Here is a 24,311-nt window from a genome sequence, read left to right on the forward strand (position 1 = left end):
TATCGAGGGGTTGCCCGATAGTTTGCGCGCAGAGAGCGCTCTCACAGCGATCTCCGCACACCGTTCCTCCGCTTCTCCCGCCATGCCAGCCCCAGCCCCGGAGGCCATGCACATGGAACCGTCCATCCGGTCCGTGACCCCAGGCGTCGCACGCCGCGCGGGTCACCGACGCCACTCCTGGGCGCGCCACCGCGCCCTCGTCCTCGGCGCGGTCGCCGTCCTGTCCGCCGCCCTGTTCGGCATCGCCGTCGCGCAGACCGCCCAGGCGGGCACCGTCGGCGCCGGCAGCTACCTCGACAGCCTGCCCGCGGGCCGCTCGCTGCCCGTCGGCTGCGGGTCGCTGTCGACCAACCCGCGGCAGTACGTCACCGCCAACGCCCCGGCCGGCGGCGTGCCCACCAACGACTGGTGGTCCTCGCTGCTGTTCAAGAAGTTCGACTGCAGCTACAGCGAGCCGCTGCACGCCCACCCGATCTCCTACGACACGCTCGCGGGCGGCCTCGGGTTCTCCTACAACACCACCGCCGCGATCAGCGGCAGCGCGACCGGTCCCGGCGAGTTCCACTACCCGTACGTGCAGGACATGCTCGTCGGCGTGGCCGGGCTGAACTCCCCCGACACCAAGGTCGACGGGTGGAGCGACTGGACCGTGACGCCGTACTGGAGTGACGGCGCTCGAACCATGAAGGCCACCATCGGCCACGGCCTGCCGTTCGCGTACTTCCAGATCACCGGCGGCAACGCGTTGTTGACCACGGCCGCGACGCCGACCGTGTGGTCCAACAGCGGCGGCCAGATCGGCTTCAACGTCAACGGGCGCGACTACGTCGCGTACGCCCCGACCGGCTCGACCTGGACCGTCAGCGGCACGTCGATCAGCTCGACGCTGGGCGGCCAGGGCTTCTTCTCGGTCGCGGTGCTGCCCGCCGGCGCCGACCGGGCCGCGCTGGCCACGACCTACGGCCAGTACGCCCACGCGCACGTCACCGGCACCCGGGTGTCCTACAGCTACAACCAGGCCGCCAGCACGCTGAACACCACGTACACGTTCACCACCACGGCACGGCAGGGCTCGCAGACGGCCACCGTCGCGGCGCTGTACCCGCACCAGTGGAACAGCCTGACCGGCGCGTCCCCGCTGGCGAACACGTACACCAGCGCCCGCGGCCAGATGAAGATCCTCACCGGGATCGGCTCGTTCACGACCTCGATGAAGTACACCGGCGTGCTGCCGGAGATCCCCGCCGTCGCCGACAGCTCCGGCGCGGACCTCACCACGATCACCAACTACCTCAACGCGGTCGCGGGCAACCCGGCCGACTTCCGCGGCGACGACACCTACTGGACCGGCAAGGGCCTGGGCCGGGCGGCGCGCATCGCGGAGATCGCCGACCAGCTCAACCTGACCTCGATCCGCGACACCGCGCTGAGCACCATCCGCACCCGGCTCAACGACTGGTTCACCGCCTCGGCGGGCAAGACCACCCGGGTCTTCTACTACAACAGCGCGTGGGGCACCCTGCTCGGCTACCCGGCCTCGTACGGCTCCGACCAGGAGCTCAACGACCACCACTTCCACTACGGCTACTACGTGGCCGCCGCGGCGACGCTGGCCAAGTTCGACCCGACCTGGGCGACCAGCAGCCAGTACGGCGGCATGGTGGACCTGCTGATCCGCGACGCCAACAACTACGACCGCACCGACACCCGCTTCCCGTACCTGCGTGACTTCGACATCTACGCCGGTCACGACTGGGCCGCCGGGCACGGCGCGTTCGGCGCGGGCAACAACCAGGAGTCCTCGTCGGAGGGCATGAACTTCGCCAACGCCCTGATCCAGTGGGGCCAGGCGACCGGCAACGCGGCCGTGCGCGACGCGGGCATCTTCATCTACACCACGCAGTCCGCGGCGATCGCCGAGTACTGGTTCGACGTGCGCAACCAGAACTTCCCGGCCGCCTTCGGGCACAACACGGTCGGCATGGTCTGGGGCGACGGCGGCGCGTACGCGACGTGGTTCTCCGGGGAGCCGGAGATGATCCAGGGCATCAACATGCTGCCCATCACCGGCGGCCACTTCTACCTCGGCGACAACCCGGCGTACGTGTCGACCAACTACAACGAGCTGGTCACCAACAACGGCGGCGCGCCCACGGTCTGGCAGGACATCCTCTGGGAGTTCCTGGCCCTGGGCAACGGCACCACGGCGCTGAACAACTTCAACGCCAACAGCGGCTTCACCTCCGAGGAGGGCGAGTCCAAGGCGCACACCTACCACTGGATCCGCAACCTGGCGGCGCTGGGCAACGTCGACACGTCGATCACCGCGAACCACCCGCTGGCCAAGGTGTTCAACAAGTCGGGCGTGCGCACGTACGTGGCCTCCAACATCGCCAACACGGCGATCACGGTGACCTTCTCCAACGGCACCACGCTGAACGTGCCCGCCTGCAAGACGGTCACCTCGGGCGCGTTCACCTGGACCGGCGGCAACGCCTGCGGCGGCGGCAACCCGTCGCCGTCGAACCCGCCGTCGTCGCCGCCCGCCTCGCCGAGCCCGTCGCCGTCGGCTCCGCCGTCGCCGAGCCCGTCCACCTCGCCGAACCCGCCCGGCACCTTCGCCGCCACGCGTTACCTGGTCTCCGGCGGCGGGCTGCCCGGCACCGCGGGCGGCGCGGGCACGGCCACCGTGGTCGCGGCCAACGGCAACTGGGACGGCGTGCCCACCAACCCGCAGGTGTTCACCGCCACCGGCCTCAACGCCACGCACAACGGCGGCGCCACCAACTTCGACATGTACGTCGACGCGGGCGCAGGGGTCGGCAACGCCACCCAGGTCCGGGTGTCGTACGACTTCACCGGCAACGGCAGCTGGGACCGGCTGGAGACGTACAACTACTTCCCCACCGACCCGGTCGCCGGCTACGAGCACTACACCCAGGCGTTCGGGGTGAAGACCAGCACCGGCTCGTTCGCCGCGCTGGCCAACGGCTCGGTGCGGGTCGAGATCTGGAGCGCCATCGGCAACGGGGCGACCACCCTCGGCATCGGCAACCAGTCCCGGGTCGTGCTGCCCTACACCGGCACCACGAGCCAGCCCTCGGTCAACGTGGCTCTGAACAAGCCGACGCTGGTCTCCAGCACCGAGAACGCCACGTTCCCGGGCTCGGCGGCGGTGGACGGCAACGCCACCACCACCCGCTGGTCCAGCGCGTTCTCGGACCCGCAGACGATCCGCGTCGACCTGGGCCAGACGTACTCCATCAGCCGGGTGCGCCTGGTCTGGGAGGCCGCCTACGGGTCGGCATACCAGATCCAGACCTCGCCCGACGGCAGCACCTGGACCACCATCCGGTCCGTCACCGGCGGTGACGGCGGCGTCGACGACCTCACCGGCCTGACCGGCTCCGGCCGCTACGTCCGCGTCAACGCCACCACCCGCGCCACCGCCTGGGGCTACTCCCTCTTCGAATTCGAGGTATACGCCCCCTGACCGCTGAAGTGAATTGCAAGGAAGGGCACCTTCTTATCGCTCCGCGTATAAGAAGGTGCCCTTCTTGACGCCTACCGCGACGCGGCTGGGCTTGCCCGCGATGATGCGACGCTGAGGGCACCGTGACGCCCCGGGCCGAACCTGTTGTCACCGCTCCATCGACACAGGAGGAATCATGCGAAAGCTCCACCGGGCCGCAATGGTGATCGCAGCGTTCGCGGTCGTCGGCCTCACCGCCCCGGCCGCACCGGCCGCCGCTGCGGAGCCGGTCGACAAACACTGCGTCGCCCGCGCCAACGTGGCCGAGCCGCAGGCGATCTGCTTCGACACCTTCGACAAGGCGCTGCAGTTCGCCAGCGGCGGCGTGCTCTACGACCTGCCCAAGGGCAGCAGCGTCTCGGCGAAGGTCGACGCCCTGAACGCCAAGTTCGGCGTCAACGTCGTCAACACGGTGATCAGCATCGAGTACAGCGGCAGCAACCACACCGGCTCGGATCTGATCTGGACCGGCACGTCCGGCAACTGCAGCACGCCGACCGGCAACGTCGACTACTTCGCCAGCAGCATGCCCGCCGGCTGGGACAACCTGATCACGTCGTTCAAGACCTACGCCAACTGCTGGGACAAGCACTACGAGAACACCGGCTTCGGCGGCGCGTCGGTCGGCTACGAGTCGACCAGGTCGTACATCGGCGGCGCGATGGACAACCGCACCAGCTCGCACCGCTGGAGCTGACCGTCGCGGCAGGAATCCGGGGCGGCTTCGCCGGTGCGAAGCTGCCCCGCTGCCGTGCGCGGCGCGGCTGTGTCGGGTTGGCGCTGCACGGATGCGGGCGTCCCGGCCGGTTCCTACTGTGAACCGCGCAGGCCCCGGCGGCCGTCGGGGCCGATGAGTCCGCGAGGTGCCACATGCGCTCGTTCCGTGGTTCGAAGCTCCTCACCGCTCTCGCCGCCGTCACGCTCGGCACGGCCGTCTCGCTGACGGCCGCCGCACCCGCCCAGGCCGTCTCCGGCATCATCGTGACCATCGGCTGGAGCAGCCTGACCGGCTCGGAGTCGACCAAGACCGCCAACGCCGTCTGCCCCGCCGGCAAGGTCATCCTGGGCGGCGGGGCCGACATCGTCGGCGGCGGCAACGAGGTCCGCCTGACCGCGATGATCCCGGCCGCACCCGGCCTGCCCACCCACTCCTACTACGCGGCCGCGATGGAGGACGGCTCCTACGCCGCCGACTGGACGCTGTACACCTGGGCGATCTGCGGCTTCCCGATCGCCGGCTGGGAAGTGGTTTCCGACTATACGTCCGCGACGACACCCGGCAACTCCTATGCCCACTCCGTGGCGTTCTGCCCGGGCGACAAGCAGGTGGTCGGCCTCGGCGGCGCAGTGGTCGGCGGGTACCGCTACAAGCTGATCTACATCCTCCCCGGCGGCAGCCCTCAGGTGGCCTCGGCCGGTGTCGCCCCTGACGAGAACGTCACCGGCGGCTACGGGGTCTGGTCGTATGCGATCTGCGCGAACCCGATCGGGCAGCAGACCGTCTGGGCCGAGAGCGTCTCCTCGTCGATCAACAAGGGTTTGAGTGTGACCTGTCCGGCGGGCACGAAGGTGCACGGAGCGGGAGCCAAGGTCGGCGGCGGACCCGGCGGTGACGGCACCGTCCTGCGCCAACTGCATCTCAACCGGATCGGCCTGTTCGGAGCCGGCGCGCTCGCCGGGGTCGACGTGGCCGCCCACGAGGACCAGACCGGCTACGCAGGCACCTGGACGACGACCGTCTACGCCATCTGCGCACCCTGAGCCGCGCCGCCGCCGGGCGCTCGCCTGCCCGGCGGCGGCACGGTCCGCGGTCAGTACGACGGGTGTACGGCCACGACCAGCGCGGTGCTCGCCCAGCCGGACAGCTCGTCGCCCTCCTGCCAGCCCTGGTAACGGGCGGTGAGCAGGCGGCGGGCCTCCGCCTCGGCGTACGGGTCCTCGGCGACGGGGCGGGCCTCGGCGGGCACCGCGCCGTCGGGCGTCAGCTCGCGTGGACCGCCGACCCGCCATAAGACCTGCGGGTTCGCGAGGATGTCGCGCACCCAGCCGGCCCGCTCGCGGTCGCCGGACAGCAGATAGATCACCCCGCCCCGGGCCGCGTACCAGATCTCGACCGTGTGCCACTGGCCGGTGTTGCGGCCGACGGTGCTCAGGTAGCCGTATTCACTGCTCTCAGCCATGCATCCGATCTTGCAAGGTGAAGCACGCTTGAGGTCAAGGCGCTGTGACGCGGAACAACACCACGTCTCCGAAATGGTCGGTGCGCGCCTGTGGGTAACGACGCCGCAGCAGCGACCCGAAGAAGTCCGGGCTGGTCAGCGCGGGCACGTCCGCCGTGAACGCCTTCTCCGCCGGCCCGCCGGTGTAGACCAGCACCACCTCGCGCGCCTGGCGCAGCGCCAGCCGCAGGAAACGCGACAGCTCCCGCTGCTCCAGGAACCGCCACACGTCCACGCTCACCACCGCGTCGAACGTGCCGTCCGGGTACGGCGACCACACCCCGAGCAGGTGCAGGTTGGTCTCCGACTCCGGCCGCCCGTGGTCGTAGGTCACCGAGCCCTCGCCGAGCGCCACCTCCCCGGTGCCGAACGCCTGGCACAGCACTGCCCCGGCCAGCTCGGCGTCCAGCAGCGGCGACACTTCCGGCAGCCGGCCGAGCCCCAACTCGGCGCAGCACGCCAGCGCCCGGCGGTAGTGCCGGATCTTGCGGGTTACGTCGCCCGGCGCGGGCATGTCCACCAGCTCCGCGGCGAGGCTGCGGTGCTTGCGCCGGAACAGTTCCAGGTTCTCCTGGTAGTCGCCCGCCAGGTTGGTCAGGTCGCGCACCGCGGGCACGTGGAACCCCGCGGCCAGGCCGTCGTAGCCGAACCCGGCGTCGCCGAGCACGTGGTGGATGCGATACGCCAGGTCGGTGTCCTCGAACCCCCAGCGCGCCCCGTACGCCTCGTCGAACAGGCCCGCGTCGAGGACCGTGCGCCGGGGCATGGACACGTTGTTGGTCAGCGCGAACACCCACGGCGCACCGGCCAGCCACTGCTCCGGCTCGCTGTCGCGGCCGGGGACCCGGAACCGGAAGTCCTCGTGCACCGGCCGCACCAGGTCGAGCGTGAGCGGCTCACCCGCCTGCGCGGCCGCGAGCACCGCCCAGTCACCCTCGTAGCGCTTGCCGATCAGCACGGAGGGTCCGTCGCGCCCGTCGTGGAAGGCCAGGTGCCTGGCCAGCAGGTGCGGCTCGGCCAGCACGTCGCTGTCGAGGAAGCAGAGCAGCTCACCGGCGGCCAGCCGGACCGCCTGGTTGCGCGCCGCCGCCCGCCCCAGGTTCGCGGGCAGGCTGTCGAACCGGAACCGGAAGGGGTACGCCGCGGCGGCGAGTTCGGCATACGGCAGCGGATCGGAACCGTCGTTGACCACGACGACCTCGAACAGGCCGGGGTCCAGGGTCTGCGTGCGCAGCGTGGACAGGGTCAGCGCCAGCGTGTGCGCGTCGCCGAACGTCGGGATGAGCACACTCAGCCGCGGATCTCCGCCGGACATGTCACTCCTTCGGCGGCGGGGCCGCGCTCTCACGGGGCTTACCGTCCGATCCTGAAGGTTTCGGGAGAGCGCTTCAACAACTACTCATCCAGTGGAACATGTCGATAGGTCGACATCGAAAACCGTTTCGCCCGCAGGACCGCCCGGTGCTACCTTGACGCCGTGATCTACTCGTCGTGCCAGGTGATGATGCCCCGCTTCCGGGGCTGCTGACACGCGCGTTCACGACCGCGAGGCCCGAGTCCGGGGCCTCGGCACGGGTCGACGCTCCGGCTTCATCTCAAGCCAGGAGGAAACGATGACCCGCTTCTACCTCACCACCACCATCCCGTACGTCAACGCCGCCCCGCACCTCGGCTTCGCCCTGGAGGCGGTGCAGGCCGACGTGCTCGCCCGGCACCGGCACACCCTCGGCGACGACGTCAGGCTGCTCACCGGCACCGACGACAACTCGCTGAAGAACGTGCTCGCCGCCGAGCAGGCGGGCGTGGGCGTGCAGGAGTTCGTCGACGCCAACGCGGCCGCGTTCGCCGGGCTGCGCGAGCCGCTCGGGCTGTCGTACGACGACTTCATCCGGACCAGCCGCGACCCACGCCACCGGCCGGGCGTCGAACGGTTCTGGCGGGCCTGCGCGCACGACCTCTACCGCGACACCTATACCGGCCTGTACTGCGTGGGCTGCGAGCACTACCTGACCCCCGACGAACTCGACGGGGCGGGGCACTGCCCCGAGCACGGGGTGCCGCCGCAGCGCATCGAGGAGCGGAACTGGTTCTTCCGGTTGTCGAGGTACGCCACGCCGCTGCGGGAGGCGATCGCCAGCGGCCGGCTGCGCATCGAGCCGGAGTCGCGGCGCAACGAGGTGCTCGCGTTCATCGACGCCGGACTGCGGGACTTCTCGATCTCGCGGTCGCAGCAGCGGGCCCGCGGCTGGGGCATCACCGTGCCCGGCGACCCCGACCAGGTGATCTACGTCTGGTGGGACGCGCTGGGCAACTACCTGACCAGCCTCGACTACGGCGGCGACGGGGAGGCGTACCGCGCCTGGTGGGAGGGCGCGGACCGGCGGGTGCACGTGATCGGCAAGGGCGTGCTGCGCTTCCACGCCGTGTACTGGCCGGCGATGCTGCTGTCCGCCGGGCTGCCGCTGCCCACCGACATCCTGGTGCACGACTACCTCACCGCCGACGGCCGCAAGATCAGCAAATCTTCCGGGGCGACCGTCGACCCCGTGGCGCTCGCCGAGACCTACGGCACCGATGCGCTGCGGTGCTGGCTGCTGCGCGAGGTGCCCCGGGTCGGCGACGCCGACTTCACCGTCTCCCGGCTGGTGGCCCGCGCCAACGAGGACCTCGCGGGCGGCGCGGGCAACCTGGTCAACCGGATCGTCACCATGGCCCACCGCTTCCGCGCCGGCCGCGTCGACCTCACCGTCCCCGCCGCGGCGGACGCGAAGGACCTGGTCGCCGCGTGTGCGGACGCGCCCGCGCTGATCGCGGCAGCCCTGGAGGACTTCGACTTCCGCCGCGCCACGGCCGCCGCCTGGGCCGTCGTCGAGGAGGCCAACCGCCACATCGACCGGGTACGCCCCTGGGACCTGGCCAAGGCCGAACGCGGCGGCGACCCCGCCGCCACGGCACAGCTCGACGCCGCCCTGTCGGTTCTACTCGGCGCCTGCCTCACCTTCGCCGACCTCCTGGCCCCGTTCCTGCCCGGCGCATCCGCGCTGATCACCGCCCAGTGCACCGCCACCCCCGACGGCCCCCTACCCCCGGTCACCCCCCTCTTCCCCCGGCTGGAGTCCCCCTGACCCCACCCCGGCCCCACCCACTCCCCACCCACGCCCCACCGCGTTGATCATGAACTTATGGCACGGCTCGACGGCGAGTCCTGTCCACAGCTTCATGATCGATCCACCGGTCCGGTGCCCGCGGAAAGGGTGGGGCGTGGAGCGGGCCGGTCAGGAAGTGACCGACCGGTCGGCCAGGCGGGGGAAGGCGCTGAAATCGACGGGCGGGTCACGGAGATCGCTGTTTCCGGTCAGAACCTTCAGTAAGACCACAGATCTTGACCGGAAACAGCGATCTCCGCCCGGCCGCCGAACAACGCGCAGATCGATCATGAAGTTGTGGGCACGACACGCCGCCGAGCCGTGCCATAAGTTCATGATCAACGCGGGGGGCATGGGTCGGGGCTGGGCGGGGTATGCGGCGGGCATGGGCGAGATCCGGGTGGGGACCGCTTCGTGGACGGACAGCACCTTGCTGGCGTCGGGGTGGTATCCCGAGACGGCCAAGACGCCGGAGGAGCGGCTGCGGTACTACGCGCGCAAGTTTCCGCTGGTGGAGGTGGATGCGACCTATTACGCGGTGCCGGCGGAGAGCACGGTCGAGCTGTGGGCGGCGCGTACGCCGAAGGACTTCGTGTTCAACATCAAGGCGTTCAGCATGCTCACGGGGCATCCGACCAAGGTGAGCGCGCTGCCGAAGGATCTGCGCCCGGAGACCGACAAGCCCAACGTGTACCCGGACGGGCTGCGGCCGCAGGCCTACGAAGAAGTCTGGAGCCGGTTTCTGTCCGCGCTGGATCCGCTGGTCGAGGCGGGCAAGCTCGGCATGGTGCTGTTCCAGTTCCCGCCGTGGTTCACCATCCGGCGCGACAACAAGCAGTACCTGATCGAGGTCGCCAAGCGCTGCGCGCCGCTGCGGGTGGGCATCGAATTGCGCCACGAGTCGTGGTTCAAGGACGACAACGCCGCCGAGACGCTGGCCTTCCTGCGCGAGCACCGGCTGCCCTACGTCTGCGTGGACATGCCGCAGGGGCACAAGAACTCGGTGCCGCCCGTGCTGGCCGCCACGGCCGACCTGGCCGCGGTCCGTTTCCACGGTCACAGCGACAAGTGGACCAGCAGGGACATCCACGAGAAGTTCGGCTACCTGTATTCGCCGCGCGAGCTGAAGGACTGGGCGCCGAAGTTGCGCGAGCTGGCCGGCGAGGCCGAGCAGACCCACGTGCTCATGAACAACTGCTATTCCGACTACGCCCAGCGCAACGCGTCCCAGCTCATCGACCTGCTCGGGGCGAAGTGACCGCAGGGGCGCAATGCAAGGAGTTGACGAATGTCGGTTAAGAACGGAATGTGCACAGTGTAAAATCCTTAGATCTATGATAGACAATGTCCTATGGACATTGCCTTCGCCTTCGACGAGGCATACGCCGACCACGCCCAGGTCGCCGTCGAATCCGTGCTCGACTGTCACCCCGGGCGCGACGATCTCACGTTCTGGCTGCTCACCACGGCCGACGTCGCGAAGGAGCGGGAGCCCGCGCTGCGCCGGCAGCTCGCCGGGCGCGGCAGGCTGCGGCTGCTCACCACCGGCGACGACTTCCGCGACCTGCCCGTGGTCGACGAAGACTGGCTCGCCTATGTCAGCACCGGCATGTACCTGCGCCTGCTCCTGCCCGACCTGATCGGCGACCAGGCGCGGCGGCTGCTCTACCTCGACGCCGACGTGCACGTCTGCGGAGACCTGTCACCACTGTGGGAGATCGACCTCGGCGACGCGCCGCTGGCAGCCGTACGCGACGCGTTCACCGCCACGTTCGCCACGCACGGCGGCGTGCCCGGGTCCGGCCCGGAGCACGACCCGGACGCGCCCTACTTCAACTCCGGTGTGCTGCTGATGAACCTGCCCGTGTGGCGGCGCGAGCAGGTGTCGGCGCACTGCATGGACTACCTGGCCGCGTACGCCGGCCGATTGCGCTTCCCGGACCAGGACGCGCTCAACCTCGTGGCGTACGGCCGCTGGCTGCGCCTGCCGCACCGCTGGAACAACATGCGCAGCTTCCTGCTCGAACAGTCCCCGCAGCCGGCCGACGCGGACGTGCGCATCATGCACTTCGCGGGCCCCCGCAAACCGTGGACCGACGGCTTCCGGCCCGGCTTCCGCCAGCAACGCCACCGCGCGCTGTCCGCCAGGGTGGCCGGCTACGCGTAGCGCGCTCAGTGGCCGAGGATGCCGCGCACGCCGTGGCTGATCAGCAGGGCCCCGAAGACCACCAGCAGCCCGGCCATGACCAGCAGGTGGTGCTTGGACAGCCAGTTCTTGAGCCGGCCCAGCTGCCGCGCGGCGCGGTCGCCGCCGGCCAGGTAGAGGACCACCGGCACCGCCACCGGCAGGCACGCCACCACCGCGAAGACGCTCAGCGCCACCATCGCGGCGACCGTCGACGACGCGGCCAGGCTCTTGGCGGCGGCCACGCACAAAGCGAAGTTCTTCGGGTCGACGCCGTACATCAGCAGCGCCAGGACCGCCGCCTTCACCGGTGACCAGCGGTCGGCGCTCGCCATCCACTTCGGCATGGCGTGCTGCCCGTTGCTGCGGCGATGCCGGACGACGTGCAGGTATGCGGCGAACAGCAGGACCAGTCCCAGCCCGATGCGCACGACCTGCGAGACGGTGCCACCCTGGTGTTCGCCCTCCAGGTAGCCGTAGCCGGTGAGGATGTAGACGGCCGCGCCGACCGCGATCACCCCGGCCAGCGCCCCGGCCAGGAAGGCGGGCCCGGCGATCCGGGCCCGGTCGGAGAACAGCACGAGGATCACCGCGATGATCGGCAGCGGGCTCGCCGCCACCCCCAGCGCGTACGGCACCACCCCCGCGACCGCCCCGCCCACACCACCATCCTGGAGGGACTCCGCCCTGGCCGCAGGCGGTTCCCTCTGACGATCTTGCAGGTCAGAGGGCGGAGACGGCGGTGACCTTCCAGGTGCCGCCGGTGCGGACGAGAGTCAGCACGACGCGGTTCTGGTCGACCTTCTCACCGGTGATGTTCACGTTGCGGCGGTACTGATTGACGAACAGCAGCAGCTCGACGCGGTCGGGGGCGGCGGTCACCACGCTGACCCCGGTGACCTGCGCGGTCACCACGGCCTGCTCCTTGACCGCGGCCTCCTTGAGCGAGGCGGTGGTGCGGGCGTACTCGTCGGCGAACGTGCCCGCCGCGAACGAGCGCCCGCTCGCCGCGCTCTCGTCGAAGGTGCGGTAGTCGTACGAGAACAGCGCCACCGCCGCCGCCGGGGCCACGGCCGCGCACTCCCGCGCGGCCGCCTCCGCCTCGTCCGCCCGCCGCTGATCGAACCAGAGGAACCAGCCGACGCCCACGACGACCGCGATCGCCAGGGACAGCGCGAGCACCGCCCGCCGCGGGCGGCGCGCCGGCTCGTCGCGGGACTCGTCGCCCGGCACGTCGTCGAGGTGCACGTCCGTCACGGCCATGTCCATGGTCACCGTCTCTCCCCTATCCCACGAACTGCAGCTTGGCGACCAGCCACGTGCCGCTGCCCGCGTCGCGGGCCAGGTCGAGCTGGATGCGGTAGTGGGCCACCCGGCCCTCGGGCGCCTTCACGTTCTTCACGGTCGCGTCGGCGGCGACCAGCACCACGGCCGAGTCGGCGTCGGCGGACACCAGCCCCGCCCGCAGCGCCGAACCGGTGGACTCGACCTTGTTCTCCAGCACCGCCGCGCGTACCGCGGGCATGCCCTGCTGGAACTGCTCGCCGAACTCGCCGGTCGCGGCGACCGCGACCCGGGCGAGGTCCTGGTCGATGGTGGCTGCGCTGACCGACACGAAGTCCACGACGAACTGCCGGGCCGCGGCCACCGCCTGCTCGCGCACCCGCTCCTGCTGCTGCGCCTCGTACCGGCGCCAGCCGAGCCAGCCGGCCGCGCCGAGCGCCACCACCAGCAGCGCCACCAGCACCGTGGTCAACCTGTGCCTCATCGTCGTCTCCTCCATCGGCCGGTCAGGGCGCGAGCCCGTTGAGCAACAGCAACTTCCAGGACTGCCCGCCGGCCGTCGCGGCCTGCCCGCCGGTGCCGCCGAACTGCAGCGGCAGCCCGTCCGGCCCGATCACCAGCCCGGTCACCGGGTCGTACCCGGCGACGGTGGTGCCGGGCGCCGGCGCGATGGGGCTCGCGCCGGCGCCCGGGCCCGCGGGCGCCGCACCCGCGCCCAGAGGCGCGGGGGACGGAGGGGCACCACCCCGCGGGGCTTGAGTGGAGCTGCGTACGCCCGAACCGCGTCCCAGCTCGGCGTTGGTGCACCGCAGGGACTGTCCGGACTTCGTGTAGTTGCACGCGGGCGGATCCCCCACGTTGAGCACCAGGCCCAGGTGGGCCGTGCCGTCGCCGGGCGCGACGGTGAACCCGCCGGCGACGACCAGCGGGTACGTGACCAGGATCTGCTCGATGCCGTTCAGCCGCCGCACGGCCACCCCGTTGACCGTGATCAGGTTGCCGAGCAGCGGACCGAGCGACGGGTCCACGTCGCGCAGCAGCGCCAGCAGCTCCGCTGAGGCAGGCGGGCCGTTGGCCAGCAGGCGGCGCAGGTCCGGGTCGGCGGCGCGCACCGTCGCCGACAGCTGTGCGAGCGCCTCGGCGAACCGGCGGATCGCGTCGGCGGAGCGCGCCTGGGTCTCCAGCACGGTGGCCGAGTCGCGGATCAGCGCGAGGGTCTGCGGCAGGTACGTGTTCGCGTCGGTGAGCAGGGCATCGCCGGAGTCGAGCAGGGTGCGCAGCGCGCTCTCGTTGCCCGCGAACGCCGTGCCCAGCTCGTCGACCAGTACCCCGAGCTGCTCGGGGTCCACGGAGGCGACGAGCGCGTCCAGGTTCGACAGCAGCGTCTCCACCGGCAGCGGCACCCCGGTCCGGTCGGCCGGGATGACGTCCCCGCCGGCCAGGTACGGCCCGGCGTCGGTGTTCGGGCGCAGGTCGACGTACTGCTCGCCGACAGCGGAGCGGTGCGCCACCACCGCGCGCAGGTCGGCCGGCACCCGCGTGCCGCCGTCCAGGCGCAGGTCCACGCGCACCCCGTCGCCGTGCAGCCGCACCGCGTCGACCCGGCCCACCGGCACCCCCCGGTAGGCGACCGAGGCGTTCTCGAATATCCCGCCCGCCACCGCGAAATCGGCGTGCACGGTGTACTTGCCGGTCAGCCCGTCGCCGACGCCCACGTAGCGGACCGCGACGTAGCCGACGCCGAGCACCGCGACGAGCGCGAACACCAGCAGCTGCAACCGCGCGAGCCGAGTGAGGATCATGCCTGACCTCCGCCGGTGGCCGGGCCGCCGGCCGTCGGGAACTCCCCGGCGGCGGTCAGCAGTTCGTGGAGGCCACCGCTCACGCGGACCACCTCGCCGGTCGCCGGGTCCCAGCGGCCGTCACGGCTCGCGGCCAGGCCGAGCGGCAGTCCGGGCAGGCCCGGCAGGATGCCGCTGGGCAGGATGCCGCTGGGCAGCGGGAGCGGCAGCGACGGCAGCGGCAGTGCGGGCAGGCTGGGCAGCGGCAGAGGCAGCTCCGGCAGCGGCAGGCCGGGCTTCGTCGGTGTGCCCGGCGTGGACGGGCCCGCGGCAAGAGCGTTGGCCAGGATCGAGGCGGCGTCGAGGTCGAGCGTGGCGTGCAGGCGTACGAAGTCGCCCGCGATCGCCTTGCCCGCGTTCGGCGGGAACGGGTAGGACAGCGCGAAGTCCAGCCCGCGCGGCAGCGCGTCACCGGCCTTGACGAGCTGTTCCAGCAGCGGTTGCAGGGCGCGCAGCGAGCGCAACGTGTCGTCGCGGCTGTCGGCGATGACGCGCTCGCCGACCGCGCCGAGGTCGCGCAGCGCGGTCAGCATCGCGGTGAGCTGCGGGCGCTGCTCGGCCAGCACGGTCAGGCCCGGCTCCAGCGCGTCGACGGCGCCGGCCAGCGTCCCGGTCTGCTCGGCCAGCCGCGCCGAGAACCGGTCCAGCGCCTCGATGGCCCGGACGATGTCGTCCTTCTGCGCGTCCAGCCCGGCCACGAACCGGTCCAGTTCCCGCAGCGCGCCCTTGGCGTCGCCCTCCCTGCCGGACAGCGCCTTGGCGACCTCCGCGTTGATCGTCTTGAGCTGCCCGAGCCCGCCGCCGTTGAGCAGCAGGCCCAGCGCGCCCAGCACCTCCTCGACCTCGGCCCCGCGCCGGGTGCGGGCCAGCGGGATGGTGTCCCCGTCGGACAGCGTGCCTTGGGCCGCCTCGCCCTGCGGGCCGGCCAGCGCCACGAACTTCTCGCCGAGCAGGCTCGACTGCCGGATCGCCGCCGTCGCGTTGTCGGGCAGCGCGATCGTGTCGGCGACGTCCAGCCGGACCACCGCGGTCCAGCCGCGCAGCTCGATGCCGACGACGCTGCCGACCGTCACGTCGTTGACCTTCACCGCGGCCTGCGGCACCAGGTCGAGCACGTCGGCGAACTCGACGGTCACTTGGTAGGACGGCCCGGCCGGCCCTCCGCCGGGCAGGCCCACGTCGCAGCCCGCCAGCAGCGCCGACGCCAGGACCAGCGCGGGCACAGCCCGGTGGGCTCTGCGCCGCCGCACCGCGATGACGCCCGCGCCGGGCTTGGGCGGGACAGCCGCTGCCTCAGGCCGCTTCACTTCTTCACCACCGCCGTGAGCAGCCGCTGCAGTTCGGCGGTGAGCGGCAGCTTCGCGGTCTGCAGCGCCTTGGCCAGGTCCGTGCAGGCGGCGGGCACCTGCGCCACCGGGACGCTGCTGACCAGCAGCGAGCAGACGAAGCTCGCCGGCTCGTACGGCCCGAGCGCGTTGTCGCGGGTGTCGATGGTGCCCGAGCGCGGGTTGTAGGCCAGGTTCAGGTTCGACAGCGCCAGCGGGGCCACATCGAGCACCTGGGCCAGCGCCTTCTGCTGGCGGGCCAGCACCCCGGTCAGGTCGGCCAGCGCCGCGACGTTGGCCTTGAGTTCGGCGCGGTTGGCGTGCACGAACGCAGACACGTCGGCCAGCGCCAGCGACAGCGCCCGCACCGCGGCGGCGAGGTCCTCGCGCTCGGCGGCGAGCTGCTCGGAGACGTCGGCCAGCCGGTCGTTGAACTGGCGCACCGTGGCGTCGCTCGCGGCCAGCATCGTGGTGAACCGCTGCAGGTCGGCGACGGAGCCGAACAGGTCGTCGCGCCCGGCCGACAGCGTCGACATCGCCTGCGACAGCCCGGACAGGGTCTGGTGCAGCTCGTCGCCGTTGCCGCGCAGGTTCGCCGCGCCGGTGCGGACCAGGTCGCGCAGCGCGCCGTCGGCGTTGGCGCCCTGCGGCCCGAGGGCGGTGCTCAGCTCGTCGAGGGACCGGTAGACCTCGTCCAGCTCGATCGGCACCGAGGCGCGCTCCATCGGCAGCTCGGCCCCGTCGGGCAGCTTCGGTCCGCCGGTGTAGGCCGGTGCGAGCTGCACGTACCGGTCGCTGACCACGCTCGGCGGGACGATCAGCGCGGTGGCGTCGGCGGGCACCGGCCAGTCGGGGTCGTAGCGCAGCTCGACCCGGACCCCCTTGCCCTGCGGGGTGACCGCGACGACCTCGCCGACCTCGACCCCCAGCACCCGCACCTCGGATCCGGCGTGGATGCCGACCGCGGCCGGGAAGTGCACGGTCAGCCGCAGCCGGTCCGGCTCCTGCCGGACCACCAGCGCCGCCGCCGCCACGGCCACCGCCAGCACGGCCGCGCCCGCGACCCGCCGTCCTCGCCGGTTCATCGGCGACCTCCCGTCGTCGGGGTGAAGCCCTGCACGAGCCCGTCCACGTACGAGTCGAACCACCGGCCGTTGCCCGTCACGTTCGCGAACGCGGTGACGAACGGGGCGAGGCTGGTCAGCGTCGCCTCCAGCCGGGTCCGGTTGCGCTGCAGCACCCCGACGACGGTGCGCAGGTTGCGCAGCGCGGGGCCGAGCGTGTCGCGGTTGTCCGCGACCAGCCCGGACAGCTGCTTCGACAGCTCGACGGTCGCCTCCAGCAGGGTGTGGATGGCGTCGCGGCGGCGCTGCACCTCGGCCAGCAGCAGGTTCGCGTCGCCGAGCAGTTTGCGGAACTCCTCGTCGCGGTCGGCCAGCACCTTGGTGACGCCGCGGGTGTGCGACAGCAGCTCGCGCAGCTGCTGGTCGCGGGAGGCGACGGTCTGCGAGAGCCGGGACAGGCCGGACAGCGACGCCCGCACGCTGGCCGGGGTGTCGGCGAACGTCTCCGACAGCACCGTGAACGCCTGCGCGAGCTGCCCGGTGTCGACCTGCTGCAGGGTGCCGGCCAGCCCCTCCACCGCCTGCATGACGTCGAACGGCGACGAGGTGCGGGTCAGCGGGATCTCGGCGTCCTCGGCCAGCCGTCCGTCGCCCTGCGGTGCGAGCGCCAGGTACTTCTGCCCGAGCACCGTCTTGATCCGGATGGTCGCGCCGGTGTCGGCGCCGAGTTCGGCGTCGCGGATCCGGAAGGTGACCCGCACGTACGGCCCGGAGTCACCGCGGGCCAGCGCCACCTTCGTGACCTTGCCTACCTTGACCCCGGCGATGCGCACCTCGTTGCCCTCGGCCAGCCCGGACGCGTCCCGGAACGCCGCGTGGTACGTGTCCCCGCCGCCGATCAGCGGCAGGTCGTCGATCCGGAACGCGGCCAGCAGCAGTCCCGCCGCGACGGCGAGGCCGACCGCGCCGACCAGCGCGGGCCGAGGCCTGCGCCGCGGCCTGCCGGTGCGCCGCAGACCCCCGCCGATCGCGCGGGCGGCCACCGCCCGCAGGCGTGTCAGCGGCCGGGTCGGCAGGATGCGCTTCACCGCCCACCCCCGGAGCACTTGGCGGACGTGCCGTTGAGCGTCGCCGGGTTGAGGGTCTGCCCGGCGGCGACGACGCGGCCGTCGAAGTCGCACAGGTAGAAGTTGAACCAGGACCCGTACGAGGCGGTGCGGGTGAGCGCGTCGAGCCGGCCGGGCGCGGTGGCCAGGGTCTGCTCGATCACCGCCGTGTTGTCGATCAGCGTGCCGGCCAGCTTGTTCAGCGCGGCGATGTCGGCGGCGACGCTGGGCCGGGCGTCGCGCAGCAGCGACGACGTCGCGTCGGCCAGGCCGCTGAGGTTGGTCAGCGCGTCGCCGACCGCCTCGCGGTCCCCGGCCAGCCCGGACACCAGCAGTTGCAGCTGCTTGACGGTCTCCGACAGGCGGGCGTCGCGTTCGTCGAGCGTGCCGAGCACCGTGTTCAGGTTGGTGATGACCCGGCCGATGACCTCGTCGCGGTCGGCGAGCGTGCCGGTCAGCGACGCGGTGCGGCGCAGCAGGTCGGCCACGGTGCCGCCCTCGCCCTGCAGCATCTTGATGATCTCGTACGCGAAGCCGTTGACCTCGTCCGGCGACAGCCCGGCGAACAGCGGCCGGAAGCCGTTGAACACGACGGTCAGGTCCAGCGCGGGCGTGGTCTGCGCGAGCGGGATCAGCCCGCCCTCGGGCAGCGGGGCGGTGCCGCCGGGCCCCTCGGCCAGGGCCAGGTAGCGCTGGCCGACCAGGTCCCGGTAGCGGATCTTCGCGCGTACGCCCGCGGCGACCACGACCTGCTCGTCCACCGTGAACTCCAGCTCCGCGACCGTGCGGTCGACCAGCCGGATCTCCGTCACCTCGCCGACCTTCACGCCCGCGACGCGCACGTCGTCGCCGACCAGCAGCCCGGTCACGTCGGTGAACCGGGCGCGGTAGGTGTGCCCGCCGCCGAACCCGAACGAGCCCAGCGTCTGCGCCAGCGCGCCGGTCAGCATCAGCGTGACCGCGGCGAACGCCAGCAGTTTGAGCAGCGGACCCCGCACGCCCGTCATGACGCGTTCACCACCGTTCCACGCAGCAGCGGGCCCCACAGCAGGACCGCGACATCGGGGACCTGCTCGGGCCCGGCCCCCTGGGCCAACCCGAGCAGGGGCTTGAGCAGCGCCTGCTCCTGCGCGGTGCCGGCCGAGCCCATGTCGGCGTACGGCAGCGGCGAGCGGTTCGCACCGTAGGCGTAGCCGTCGTCGATGGGGTGCTGGGCCGCCGGGACCTTCGGGTCGGGCAGGCCGCGGCACTGGGGTCCGTCGTCGGCGCCGTAGACCGGCCGGTCGGCGGCGGTGTACTTGCCGTTGTCGCGGCCCACTTCGAGGGTGATGTGCATGCGCCCGGTGCTGAACACCTTCTCCACCCGGGGCTGCAGTGCGACCAGGCCGCGCAGCAGGCACGGATACTCCGGGGCGTACGCCGCCAGCAGCTCCAGCACCGGGCGGCTGACCTGCCCGACCTGGACGATGCGCGCGTCGTGCCGGTCCAGGAACTCCCGCCCGCGCCCGGCCAGATCGGTGGTGTCGGCGAGGAAGCGGCTCAGCTCCGCGCGCTGGTCGACGACGGTCCGCGCGGTGACGGTGACGTCGCGCAGCAGCGCCAGCAGGTCCGGCAGCGCCCCGTGGTAGACGTCGAGCACCTGCGCCAGCCGCTTGACGTCGGTCGCGATGACCGGCATCTGCTCGTTGAGCGCGGCCAGGTAGGCGTTGGCGGTGGTCAGGTTCCGGCCGAGCTGGTCCCCGCGGCCCTCCAGGGCGTACGCGAGCGCGCCGAGCGTCGCGGCGAGCTTGTCCGGTTTGATCGACTGGAGCACGGGCAGCGCCCGGTCGAGCACCTGCTCCAGCTCGACGGCGCTCGCCGACCGGTCCTGATCGATGACCGCGCCGGGGCGCAGCCGCGGCCCGGCGGGGACGGCCGGCGGGACGAGTTCCACGTAGCGCTCGCCGAACAGCGTCTTGGGCAGCAGCCGCGCCGTGACCTCGGCCGGGACCAGGCCGATCAGCGCCGGGTCCAGGGCCAGCCGCAGGGTGGCCGCGTCACCGTCGGCGCTGATCTCGCGTACGTCGCCGATGACGACGCCGCGCAGCTTCACGTCCGCGCCCTCCGACAGCTGCATGCCGGCGTGGCCGGTGCGCAGCGTCACCCACTCCACCGGCGTGAACGCCCGCTGGTACACCAGCACCGACAGCGCCAGCGCGCTCACCAGCCCCAGCACGAACCCGGCCCCGAGCAGCCGCTGATGCATCGCCGTCACCCCGCGATCCGCACGGTCGTCCCCGCGCCCCAGATGGCCAGGGAGAGGAAGAAGTCGACGACGTTGACCGCGACGATGGCGGTGCGCACCGCGCCCCCGACCGCCATGCCGACGCCCGCCGGGCCGCCGCTCGCGGTGAACCCGTAGTAGCAGTGGATCAGCACCACCAGCACGCTGAACACCAGCACCTTGCCGAACGACCAGAGCACGTCGCCCGGCGGCAGGAACAGGTCGAAGTAGTAGTCGTAGGTGCCCGGCGACTGCCCGAAGTACACGGTGGCGATGCCGCGGGTGGCGATATAGCTGGCCAGCAGGCCGAGCACGTACAGCGGGATCACTGCGACGAAACCGGCGATCATCCGGGTGGTGACCAGGAACGGCACCGACGGGATCGCCATCACCTCCAGCGCGTCGACCTCCTCGGAGATCCGCATCGCGCCGAGCTGCGCGGTGAACCCGCAGCCCACCGTCGCCGACAGGGCCAGCGCCGCGACCAGGGGAGAGATCTCCCGGGTGTTGAAGTAGGCGGAGATGAAACCGGTGAAGGCGCTGCTGCCGAGCTGGTTGAGCGCCTGGTAGCCCTGCAGCCCGACCTCGGTGCCGGTGAAGAAGGTCAGGAAGCAGATGACGCCGATGGTGCCGCCGACCACGGCCAGCCCGCCGGTGCCGAAGCTGATCTCGGCAAGCAGGCGGGCCACCTCGCGCTTGTACCGGCGCAGCGTGCGCGGCGTCCACGCCGCCGCCTTCAGGTAGAAGGCGAGCTGGCCGCCGAGGCCGTCCAACAGCCGCCACATGTCAGGACCCCTTCTGCGGGACGACCTGGAAGTACACCGCGGTCAGCACGAAGTTCAGCGCGAACAGCAGCATGAAGGTGATCACCACGGACTGGTTGACGGCGTCGCCGACACCCTTCGGGCCGCCCTTGGCGTTAATTCCCAGGTAGGTCGCGACCAGCGCGGCGACCAGACCGAAGACCAGCGCCTTCAGCTCCCCGGAGATCAGGTCGGGCAGCTGCCCGAGCGCCTGGAAGCTGGCCAGGTACGACCCCGGCGTGCCGCCCTGCATGATCACGTTGAAGAAGTAGCCGCCGGACACCCCGACGACGCTGACCACTCCGTTGAGCAGCACCGCGACCAGCATCGACGCGAGCACCCGCGGCACGACGAGGCGGTGCACCGGGTCGATGCCCAACACCCGCATCGCGTCCAGCTCCTCGCGGATCTTGCGAGCGCCGAGGTCCGCGCAGATCGCCGAACCGCCCGCCCCCGCGATGATCAGCGCGGTGACGATCGGGCCCGCCTCACGCACCACCGCCAGCACGGACGCCGCGCCGGTGAACGACTGCGCGCCGAGCTGGCGCACCAGCGACCCCAGCTGCAGCGCGATCACCGCGCCGAACGGGATCGACACCAGCGCCGCCGGCAGGATCGACACCGACGACAGGAACCACGCCTGCTGCACGAACTCGCGCACCTGCCACGGCCTGCGGAACACCGCCCGCAGCGCACTACCGCAGAAGATCAGGAAGTCGCCGACGGCGACCAGCGCCCTCATGCCCTGTCCTCGGCGCGCTCGCTCATGCCGTGTCGCTCGCTGCGCGCGCTCATGCCCGGTCCTCGTACGTCGGCAGCTCGAAGGAACCCGGCGGCGGGTTCACCCCGTGAGCGGCGCACCACCGGCCCGGCGGCCGCTCGGCCCGGCGCGGGCCGCCGTCGGACGGGCGCAGCTGCATCGGGATCGGCGGCAGGGCGGCCAGGCGGCGACCGGAGGCGGCCTCTGCGGCCAGCTCGTCGGCGTCCTTCTCCTCGGACATCCCGATCGGGCCGACCCGCTGCGCGTTGAGGAACTGCCGCACCACCGGCTCCGTGCTCGACAGCAGCATCTCCCGAGGCCCGAACATGGCCAGGCGCCCGTGGTAGATCAGTCCGATGTTGTCGGGCACCGTGCGGGCGGTGTTGATGTCGTGCGTGACGATCAGGAACGTCGCGTCGAGCTGCTGGTTCAGATCCACGATCAGCTGGTTCAGGTACGCGGTGCGCACCGGGTCGAGGCCCGAGTCGGGTTCGTCGAACAGCACGATCTGCGGGTCGAGCACCAGCGCGCGGGCCAGGCCCGCCCGTTTGCGCATGCCCCCGGAGATCTCGCCGGGCAGCTTGCGCTCCGCGCCGGTCAGGCCGACCATCTCCAGCTTCTCGCCGACGATCACGCGGATCTGCGCCTCGGTCATGCGGGTGTGCTCGCGCAGCGGGAACGCCACGTTGTCGTAGATGTCCATCGAGCCGAACAGCGCGCCGTCCTGGAACAGCACCCCGAACAGCTTGCGCACCTCGTAGAGCTCCCGCTCGGGCAGCGCGGGCAGGTCCCGGCCCTCGATCCAGATCGAGCCGCGGTCCGGGCGCAGCAGCCCGACCAAGGTCTTCAGGAACACCGACTTGCCAGTCCCGGAGGGTCCGAGCAGCACCGAGATCTCGCCGGCGGGCAGCGTCAGGCTCACGTCCGACCACACGGGCGTACGCCCGAACGACTTGGTCAGCCCCTCGACCCGCACTTCGACGCCCACCGCGCTCCCTCCGTAGTCCGCCCTCACATATCGCTGCGGGGCCGCGCGGTGTTACACGAGAATTTCGCGCGATCGCTCGGCTCGGGTTTCAGCGCCCGGCCGCAGGCCGATAAGGTGCACGTACCCGTACGTGCGACGCGGCGGTCGGGGGCCCGGGGAGGAGGTGTCGTCGCCTTGACCTGGTCGGAGACCGAACTCGTGGCACGCGCCACCCGCGGCGAGGCCGACGCCACCGCGACCCTGCTGGCCGACGTGCGCCCCGGCGTGATCCGCTACTGCCGGGCCCGGCTCGGGCCGGTCGGCGGCGCGTACACCACCGCCGACGACGTCGCCCAGGACGTCTGCATCGCGCTGCTGCAGGCGCTGCCCCGCTACCGGCAGCAGGGCGTGCCCTTCTCCGCCTTCGTGTACGGCATCTCGGCCCGCAAGGTCGCCGACGCGCAGCGCGCCGCGATGCGCCACCTGTCCGCCGCCGTGCCGTCGCCGCGCACCGAGGCCGACCCGCTCGACCAGCCCGACGACACCCCCGGCCCGGAGCAGCAGGCCCTGGAGAACGACCAGGCCCGCCGCCTGGCCCGCCTGCTCAACCTGCTCCCCGACCCGCAGCGGGAGATCATCGTGCTGCGGGTCGCCGTCGGCCTCACCGCCGACGAGGTCGGCGTCTGGCTCAACATGTCGGCCGGAGCCGTCCGCGTCGCCCAGTCCCGGGCCCTGGCCCGCCTGCGCGCGCTCGCCGACGACCTGCGCGAGGACGTCACGCAGCAGCCCGCGCTGGAAAGGAGGCCGGCATGAGCGACCAAGCCTGCCCGGCTTCCGGGCGCGACGGCGATGAGCGACGGCAGGAGGTGGCATGAGCACGCTGGACCGTGATGACGCGCTGCTGGACGGGCTCGGTCTCGGTGGGGCCGCCCACGCCGACGATCCACTCGCCGGGATGCTGGCCGCCTGGCGGGACGACCTCGCCGAGCCGCCGTTCGCGCCGAGCCTCGACCTGGACATCGCCGAGCAGGCCGCCCTGGCCGACCCGATCGACCTGGACTCGGACGACGACGAACCGCCGGCCACCCTGCTCCGGCCCGCCGCCTCGGGACACCCGGACGCCTCGACCGCCGCGAGCCATGTGGTCGCCGCGGGAGCGCCCGCGTCCACGGGCCCGGCGGGATCGTCACGCCCGCCCGGTCGCCGCACCGGGCCGACCCGACCGGTGCGGGGTGCGCGCCTGCGTCCAGGACGGATGCTGCTGGCGGCTGCGCTGCTCGTCGCCGTCTTCGGTGGCGGGGTCGTGCTCGGTGCCGGGGCCGGGCAGCCCGGCACCCCGCTGTGGCCGGTCACGCAGCTCGTCTACGCCGAGCGCGCCGACTCCCGCGTCGCCGCGCAGGACACGGCGGAGCTGCTGGCGCGGGCCGAGCGAGCCCTACGGGAGCAGCGGCACGGCGACGCCGAGACGCTGCTCCGCCAGGCCTGGGACCGGTTGGGCGAGGTGCGCGAGAAGTCGGACCACGAGCGGCTGCGGACCGAGCTGATGCGCCTGCTGACCATGTTCGCCGCGGACACCACGCCGACCGCCGCCCCGCTGCCGACGCCGACCCCGTCAGGCTCTCCCGCACCGTCCGCCGGGACCACCACACCGGCCCCGGGCCGGACCGACTCGCCGTCGCCCAGCCCCACCCCGGGCTCCGGCGGCCTCCTGCCGGGTCTGCTGCCCTCGCTGCCGCCGATCCTGCCGTCGCTGCTGCCGGACCTGCCGCTGCTGTGAAACGCCGGAGCTCCACCCGTGCGGCACGGGCGGAGCTCC

22 protein-coding genes are annotated in these 24,311 nt (G+C 72.1%); 8 read left to right on the forward strand and 14 right to left on the reverse strand.

Features of this window, described 5'->3' with window-relative positions:
• The first annotated feature begins 133 nt into the window (after positions 1-133).
• From AB0B35_RS21215 to AB0B35_RS21225, 3 genes are all read left to right on the forward strand, one after another.
• Complete coding sequence (locus tag AB0B35_RS21215; protein ID WP_361048035.1) at positions 134-3,493, forward strand: glycosyl hydrolase; 3,360 nt, start codon at positions 134-136, stop codon at positions 3,491-3,493.
• Positions 3,494-3,668: 175 nt separating this feature from the next.
• A complete protein-coding gene (locus AB0B35_RS21220; RefSeq protein WP_361048038.1) occupies positions 3,669-4,229 on the forward strand; it encodes a hypothetical protein in 561 nt (186 codons plus the stop codon).
• 173 nt (positions 4,230-4,402) lie between these two features.
• Entirely contained in the window at positions 4,403-5,293 is an 891-nt protein-coding gene (locus AB0B35_RS21225; RefSeq protein WP_361048041.1) for a hypothetical protein, read from the forward strand.
• Positions 5,294-5,343: 50 nt separating this feature from the next.
• Here the strand turns inward: AB0B35_RS21225 and AB0B35_RS21230 are convergent, their stop codons facing one another.
• Both AB0B35_RS21230 and AB0B35_RS21235 read right to left on the reverse strand, forming a co-directional pair.
• Positions 5,344-5,787, reverse strand: coding sequence for a nitroreductase/quinone reductase family protein (locus tag AB0B35_RS21230; RefSeq protein ID WP_361048333.1), 444 nt, complete (start codon positions 5,785-5,787; stop codon positions 5,344-5,346).
• The gene (locus AB0B35_RS21235; protein ID WP_361048044.1) at positions 5,747-7,066 is read right to left on the reverse strand and encodes a glycosyltransferase family 2 protein; all 1,320 of its coding nucleotides are present in this window, start codon (positions 7,064-7,066) and stop codon (positions 5,747-5,749) included. Before AB0B35_RS21235 ends, AB0B35_RS21230 begins: the two co-directional genes overlap by 41 nt.
• 298 nt (positions 7,067-7,364) lie before the next feature.
• On the opposite strand from AB0B35_RS21235, the gene metG reads away from it, so the two are divergent.
• The 3 genes from metG to AB0B35_RS21250 all read left to right on the forward strand — a co-directional run bounded on the left by metG (position 7,365) and on the right by AB0B35_RS21250 (position 11,064).
• A complete protein-coding gene (gene metG / locus AB0B35_RS21240; RefSeq protein WP_361048047.1) occupies positions 7,365-8,876 on the forward strand; it encodes a methionine--tRNA ligase in 1,512 nt (503 codons plus the stop codon).
• A gap of 406 nt (positions 8,877-9,282) precedes the next feature.
• Complete coding sequence (locus AB0B35_RS21245) at positions 9,283-10,155, forward strand: DUF72 domain-containing protein (RefSeq protein WP_361048335.1); 873 nt, start codon at positions 9,283-9,285, stop codon at positions 10,153-10,155.
• Positions 10,156-10,248: 93 nt separating this feature from the next.
• Positions 10,249-11,064, forward strand: coding sequence for a glycosyltransferase family 8 protein (locus AB0B35_RS21250; protein WP_361048051.1), 816 nt, complete (start codon positions 10,249-10,251; stop codon positions 11,062-11,064).
• A 5-nt stretch (positions 11,065-11,069) separates the two neighbouring features.
• Here AB0B35_RS21250 and AB0B35_RS21255 read toward each other — a convergent pair whose 3' ends face one another.
• The 12 genes from AB0B35_RS21255 to AB0B35_RS21310 all read right to left on the reverse strand — a co-directional run bounded on the left by AB0B35_RS21255 (position 11,070) and on the right by AB0B35_RS21310 (position 22,516).
• Positions 11,070-11,744 carry a GAP family protein gene (locus AB0B35_RS21255; RefSeq protein WP_361048054.1) on the reverse strand — a complete coding sequence of 225 codons (675 nt, stop codon included), beginning with the start codon at positions 11,742-11,744 and terminating at the stop codon, positions 11,070-11,072.
• Between the two features lie 61 nt (positions 11,745-11,805).
• Complete coding sequence (locus AB0B35_RS21260) at positions 11,806-12,357, reverse strand: hypothetical protein (RefSeq protein WP_360535078.1); 552 nt, start codon at positions 12,355-12,357, stop codon at positions 11,806-11,808.
• 10 nt (positions 12,358-12,367) lie between these two features.
• A complete protein-coding gene (locus AB0B35_RS21265) occupies positions 12,368-12,850 on the reverse strand; it encodes a hypothetical protein (RefSeq protein WP_360535080.1) in 483 nt (160 codons plus the stop codon).
• Between the two features lie 22 nt (positions 12,851-12,872).
• Positions 12,873-14,168, reverse strand: coding sequence for an MCE family protein (locus AB0B35_RS21270; RefSeq protein ID WP_361048057.1), 1,296 nt, complete (start codon positions 14,166-14,168; stop codon positions 12,873-12,875).
• Positions 14,165-15,514, reverse strand: coding sequence for an MCE family protein (locus AB0B35_RS21275; RefSeq protein WP_361048060.1), 1,350 nt, complete (start codon positions 15,512-15,514; stop codon positions 14,165-14,167). The genes AB0B35_RS21270 and AB0B35_RS21275 overlap by 4 nt, the downstream gene beginning before the upstream one ends.
• Positions 15,511-16,617 carry an MCE family protein gene (locus AB0B35_RS21280; protein WP_361048063.1) on the reverse strand — a complete coding sequence of 369 codons (1,107 nt, stop codon included), beginning with the start codon at positions 16,615-16,617 and terminating at the stop codon, positions 15,511-15,513. Before AB0B35_RS21280 ends, AB0B35_RS21275 begins: the two co-directional genes overlap by 4 nt.
• Positions 16,614-17,684: an MlaD family protein gene (locus AB0B35_RS21285; RefSeq protein ID WP_361048065.1), complete on the reverse strand. Its 1,071-nt coding sequence runs from the start codon at positions 17,682-17,684 to the stop codon at positions 16,614-16,616. The genes AB0B35_RS21280 and AB0B35_RS21285 overlap by 4 nt, the downstream gene beginning before the upstream one ends.
• Positions 17,681-18,709 carry an MlaD family protein gene (locus AB0B35_RS21290; RefSeq protein WP_361048068.1) on the reverse strand — a complete coding sequence of 343 codons (1,029 nt, stop codon included), beginning with the start codon at positions 18,707-18,709 and terminating at the stop codon, positions 17,681-17,683. The genes AB0B35_RS21285 and AB0B35_RS21290 overlap by 4 nt, the downstream gene beginning before the upstream one ends.
• Positions 18,706-19,947, reverse strand: coding sequence for an MCE family protein (locus tag AB0B35_RS21295; protein WP_361048337.1), 1,242 nt, complete (start codon positions 19,945-19,947; stop codon positions 18,706-18,708). Before AB0B35_RS21295 ends, AB0B35_RS21290 begins: the two co-directional genes overlap by 4 nt.
• Before the next feature lie 5 nt (positions 19,948-19,952).
• Positions 19,953-20,750: an ABC transporter permease gene (locus tag AB0B35_RS21300; protein ID WP_361048071.1), complete on the reverse strand. Its 798-nt coding sequence runs from the start codon at positions 20,748-20,750 to the stop codon at positions 19,953-19,955.
• 1 nt (position 20,751) lies between these two features.
• Complete coding sequence (locus tag AB0B35_RS21305; protein ID WP_361048074.1) at positions 20,752-21,510, reverse strand: ABC transporter permease; 759 nt, start codon at positions 21,508-21,510, stop codon at positions 20,752-20,754.
• A 49-nt stretch (positions 21,511-21,559) separates the two neighbouring features.
• Positions 21,560-22,516 (reverse strand): ABC transporter ATP-binding protein, encoded by a 957-nt coding sequence (locus AB0B35_RS21310; protein WP_361048077.1) that lies wholly within the window; start codon positions 22,514-22,516, stop codon positions 21,560-21,562.
• Positions 22,517-22,690: 174 nt separating this feature from the next.
• Between AB0B35_RS21310 and shbA the strand changes: the two genes are divergently transcribed.
• Entirely contained in the window at positions 22,691-23,308 is a 618-nt protein-coding gene (gene shbA / locus AB0B35_RS21315) for an RNA polymerase sigma factor ShbA (protein ID WP_361048080.1), read from the forward strand.
• Positions 23,309-23,366: 58 nt separating this feature from the next.
• Positions 23,367-24,272, forward strand: coding sequence for a hypothetical protein (locus AB0B35_RS21320; protein ID WP_361048082.1), 906 nt, complete (start codon positions 23,367-23,369; stop codon positions 24,270-24,272).
• Positions 24,273-24,311 lie beyond the last annotated feature (39 nt).

This window comes from Catellatospora sp. NPDC049133 (assembly GCF_040648455.1).
Classification (GTDB): domain Bacteria; phylum Actinomycetota; class Actinomycetes; order Mycobacteriales; family Micromonosporaceae; genus Catellatospora; species Catellatospora aurea.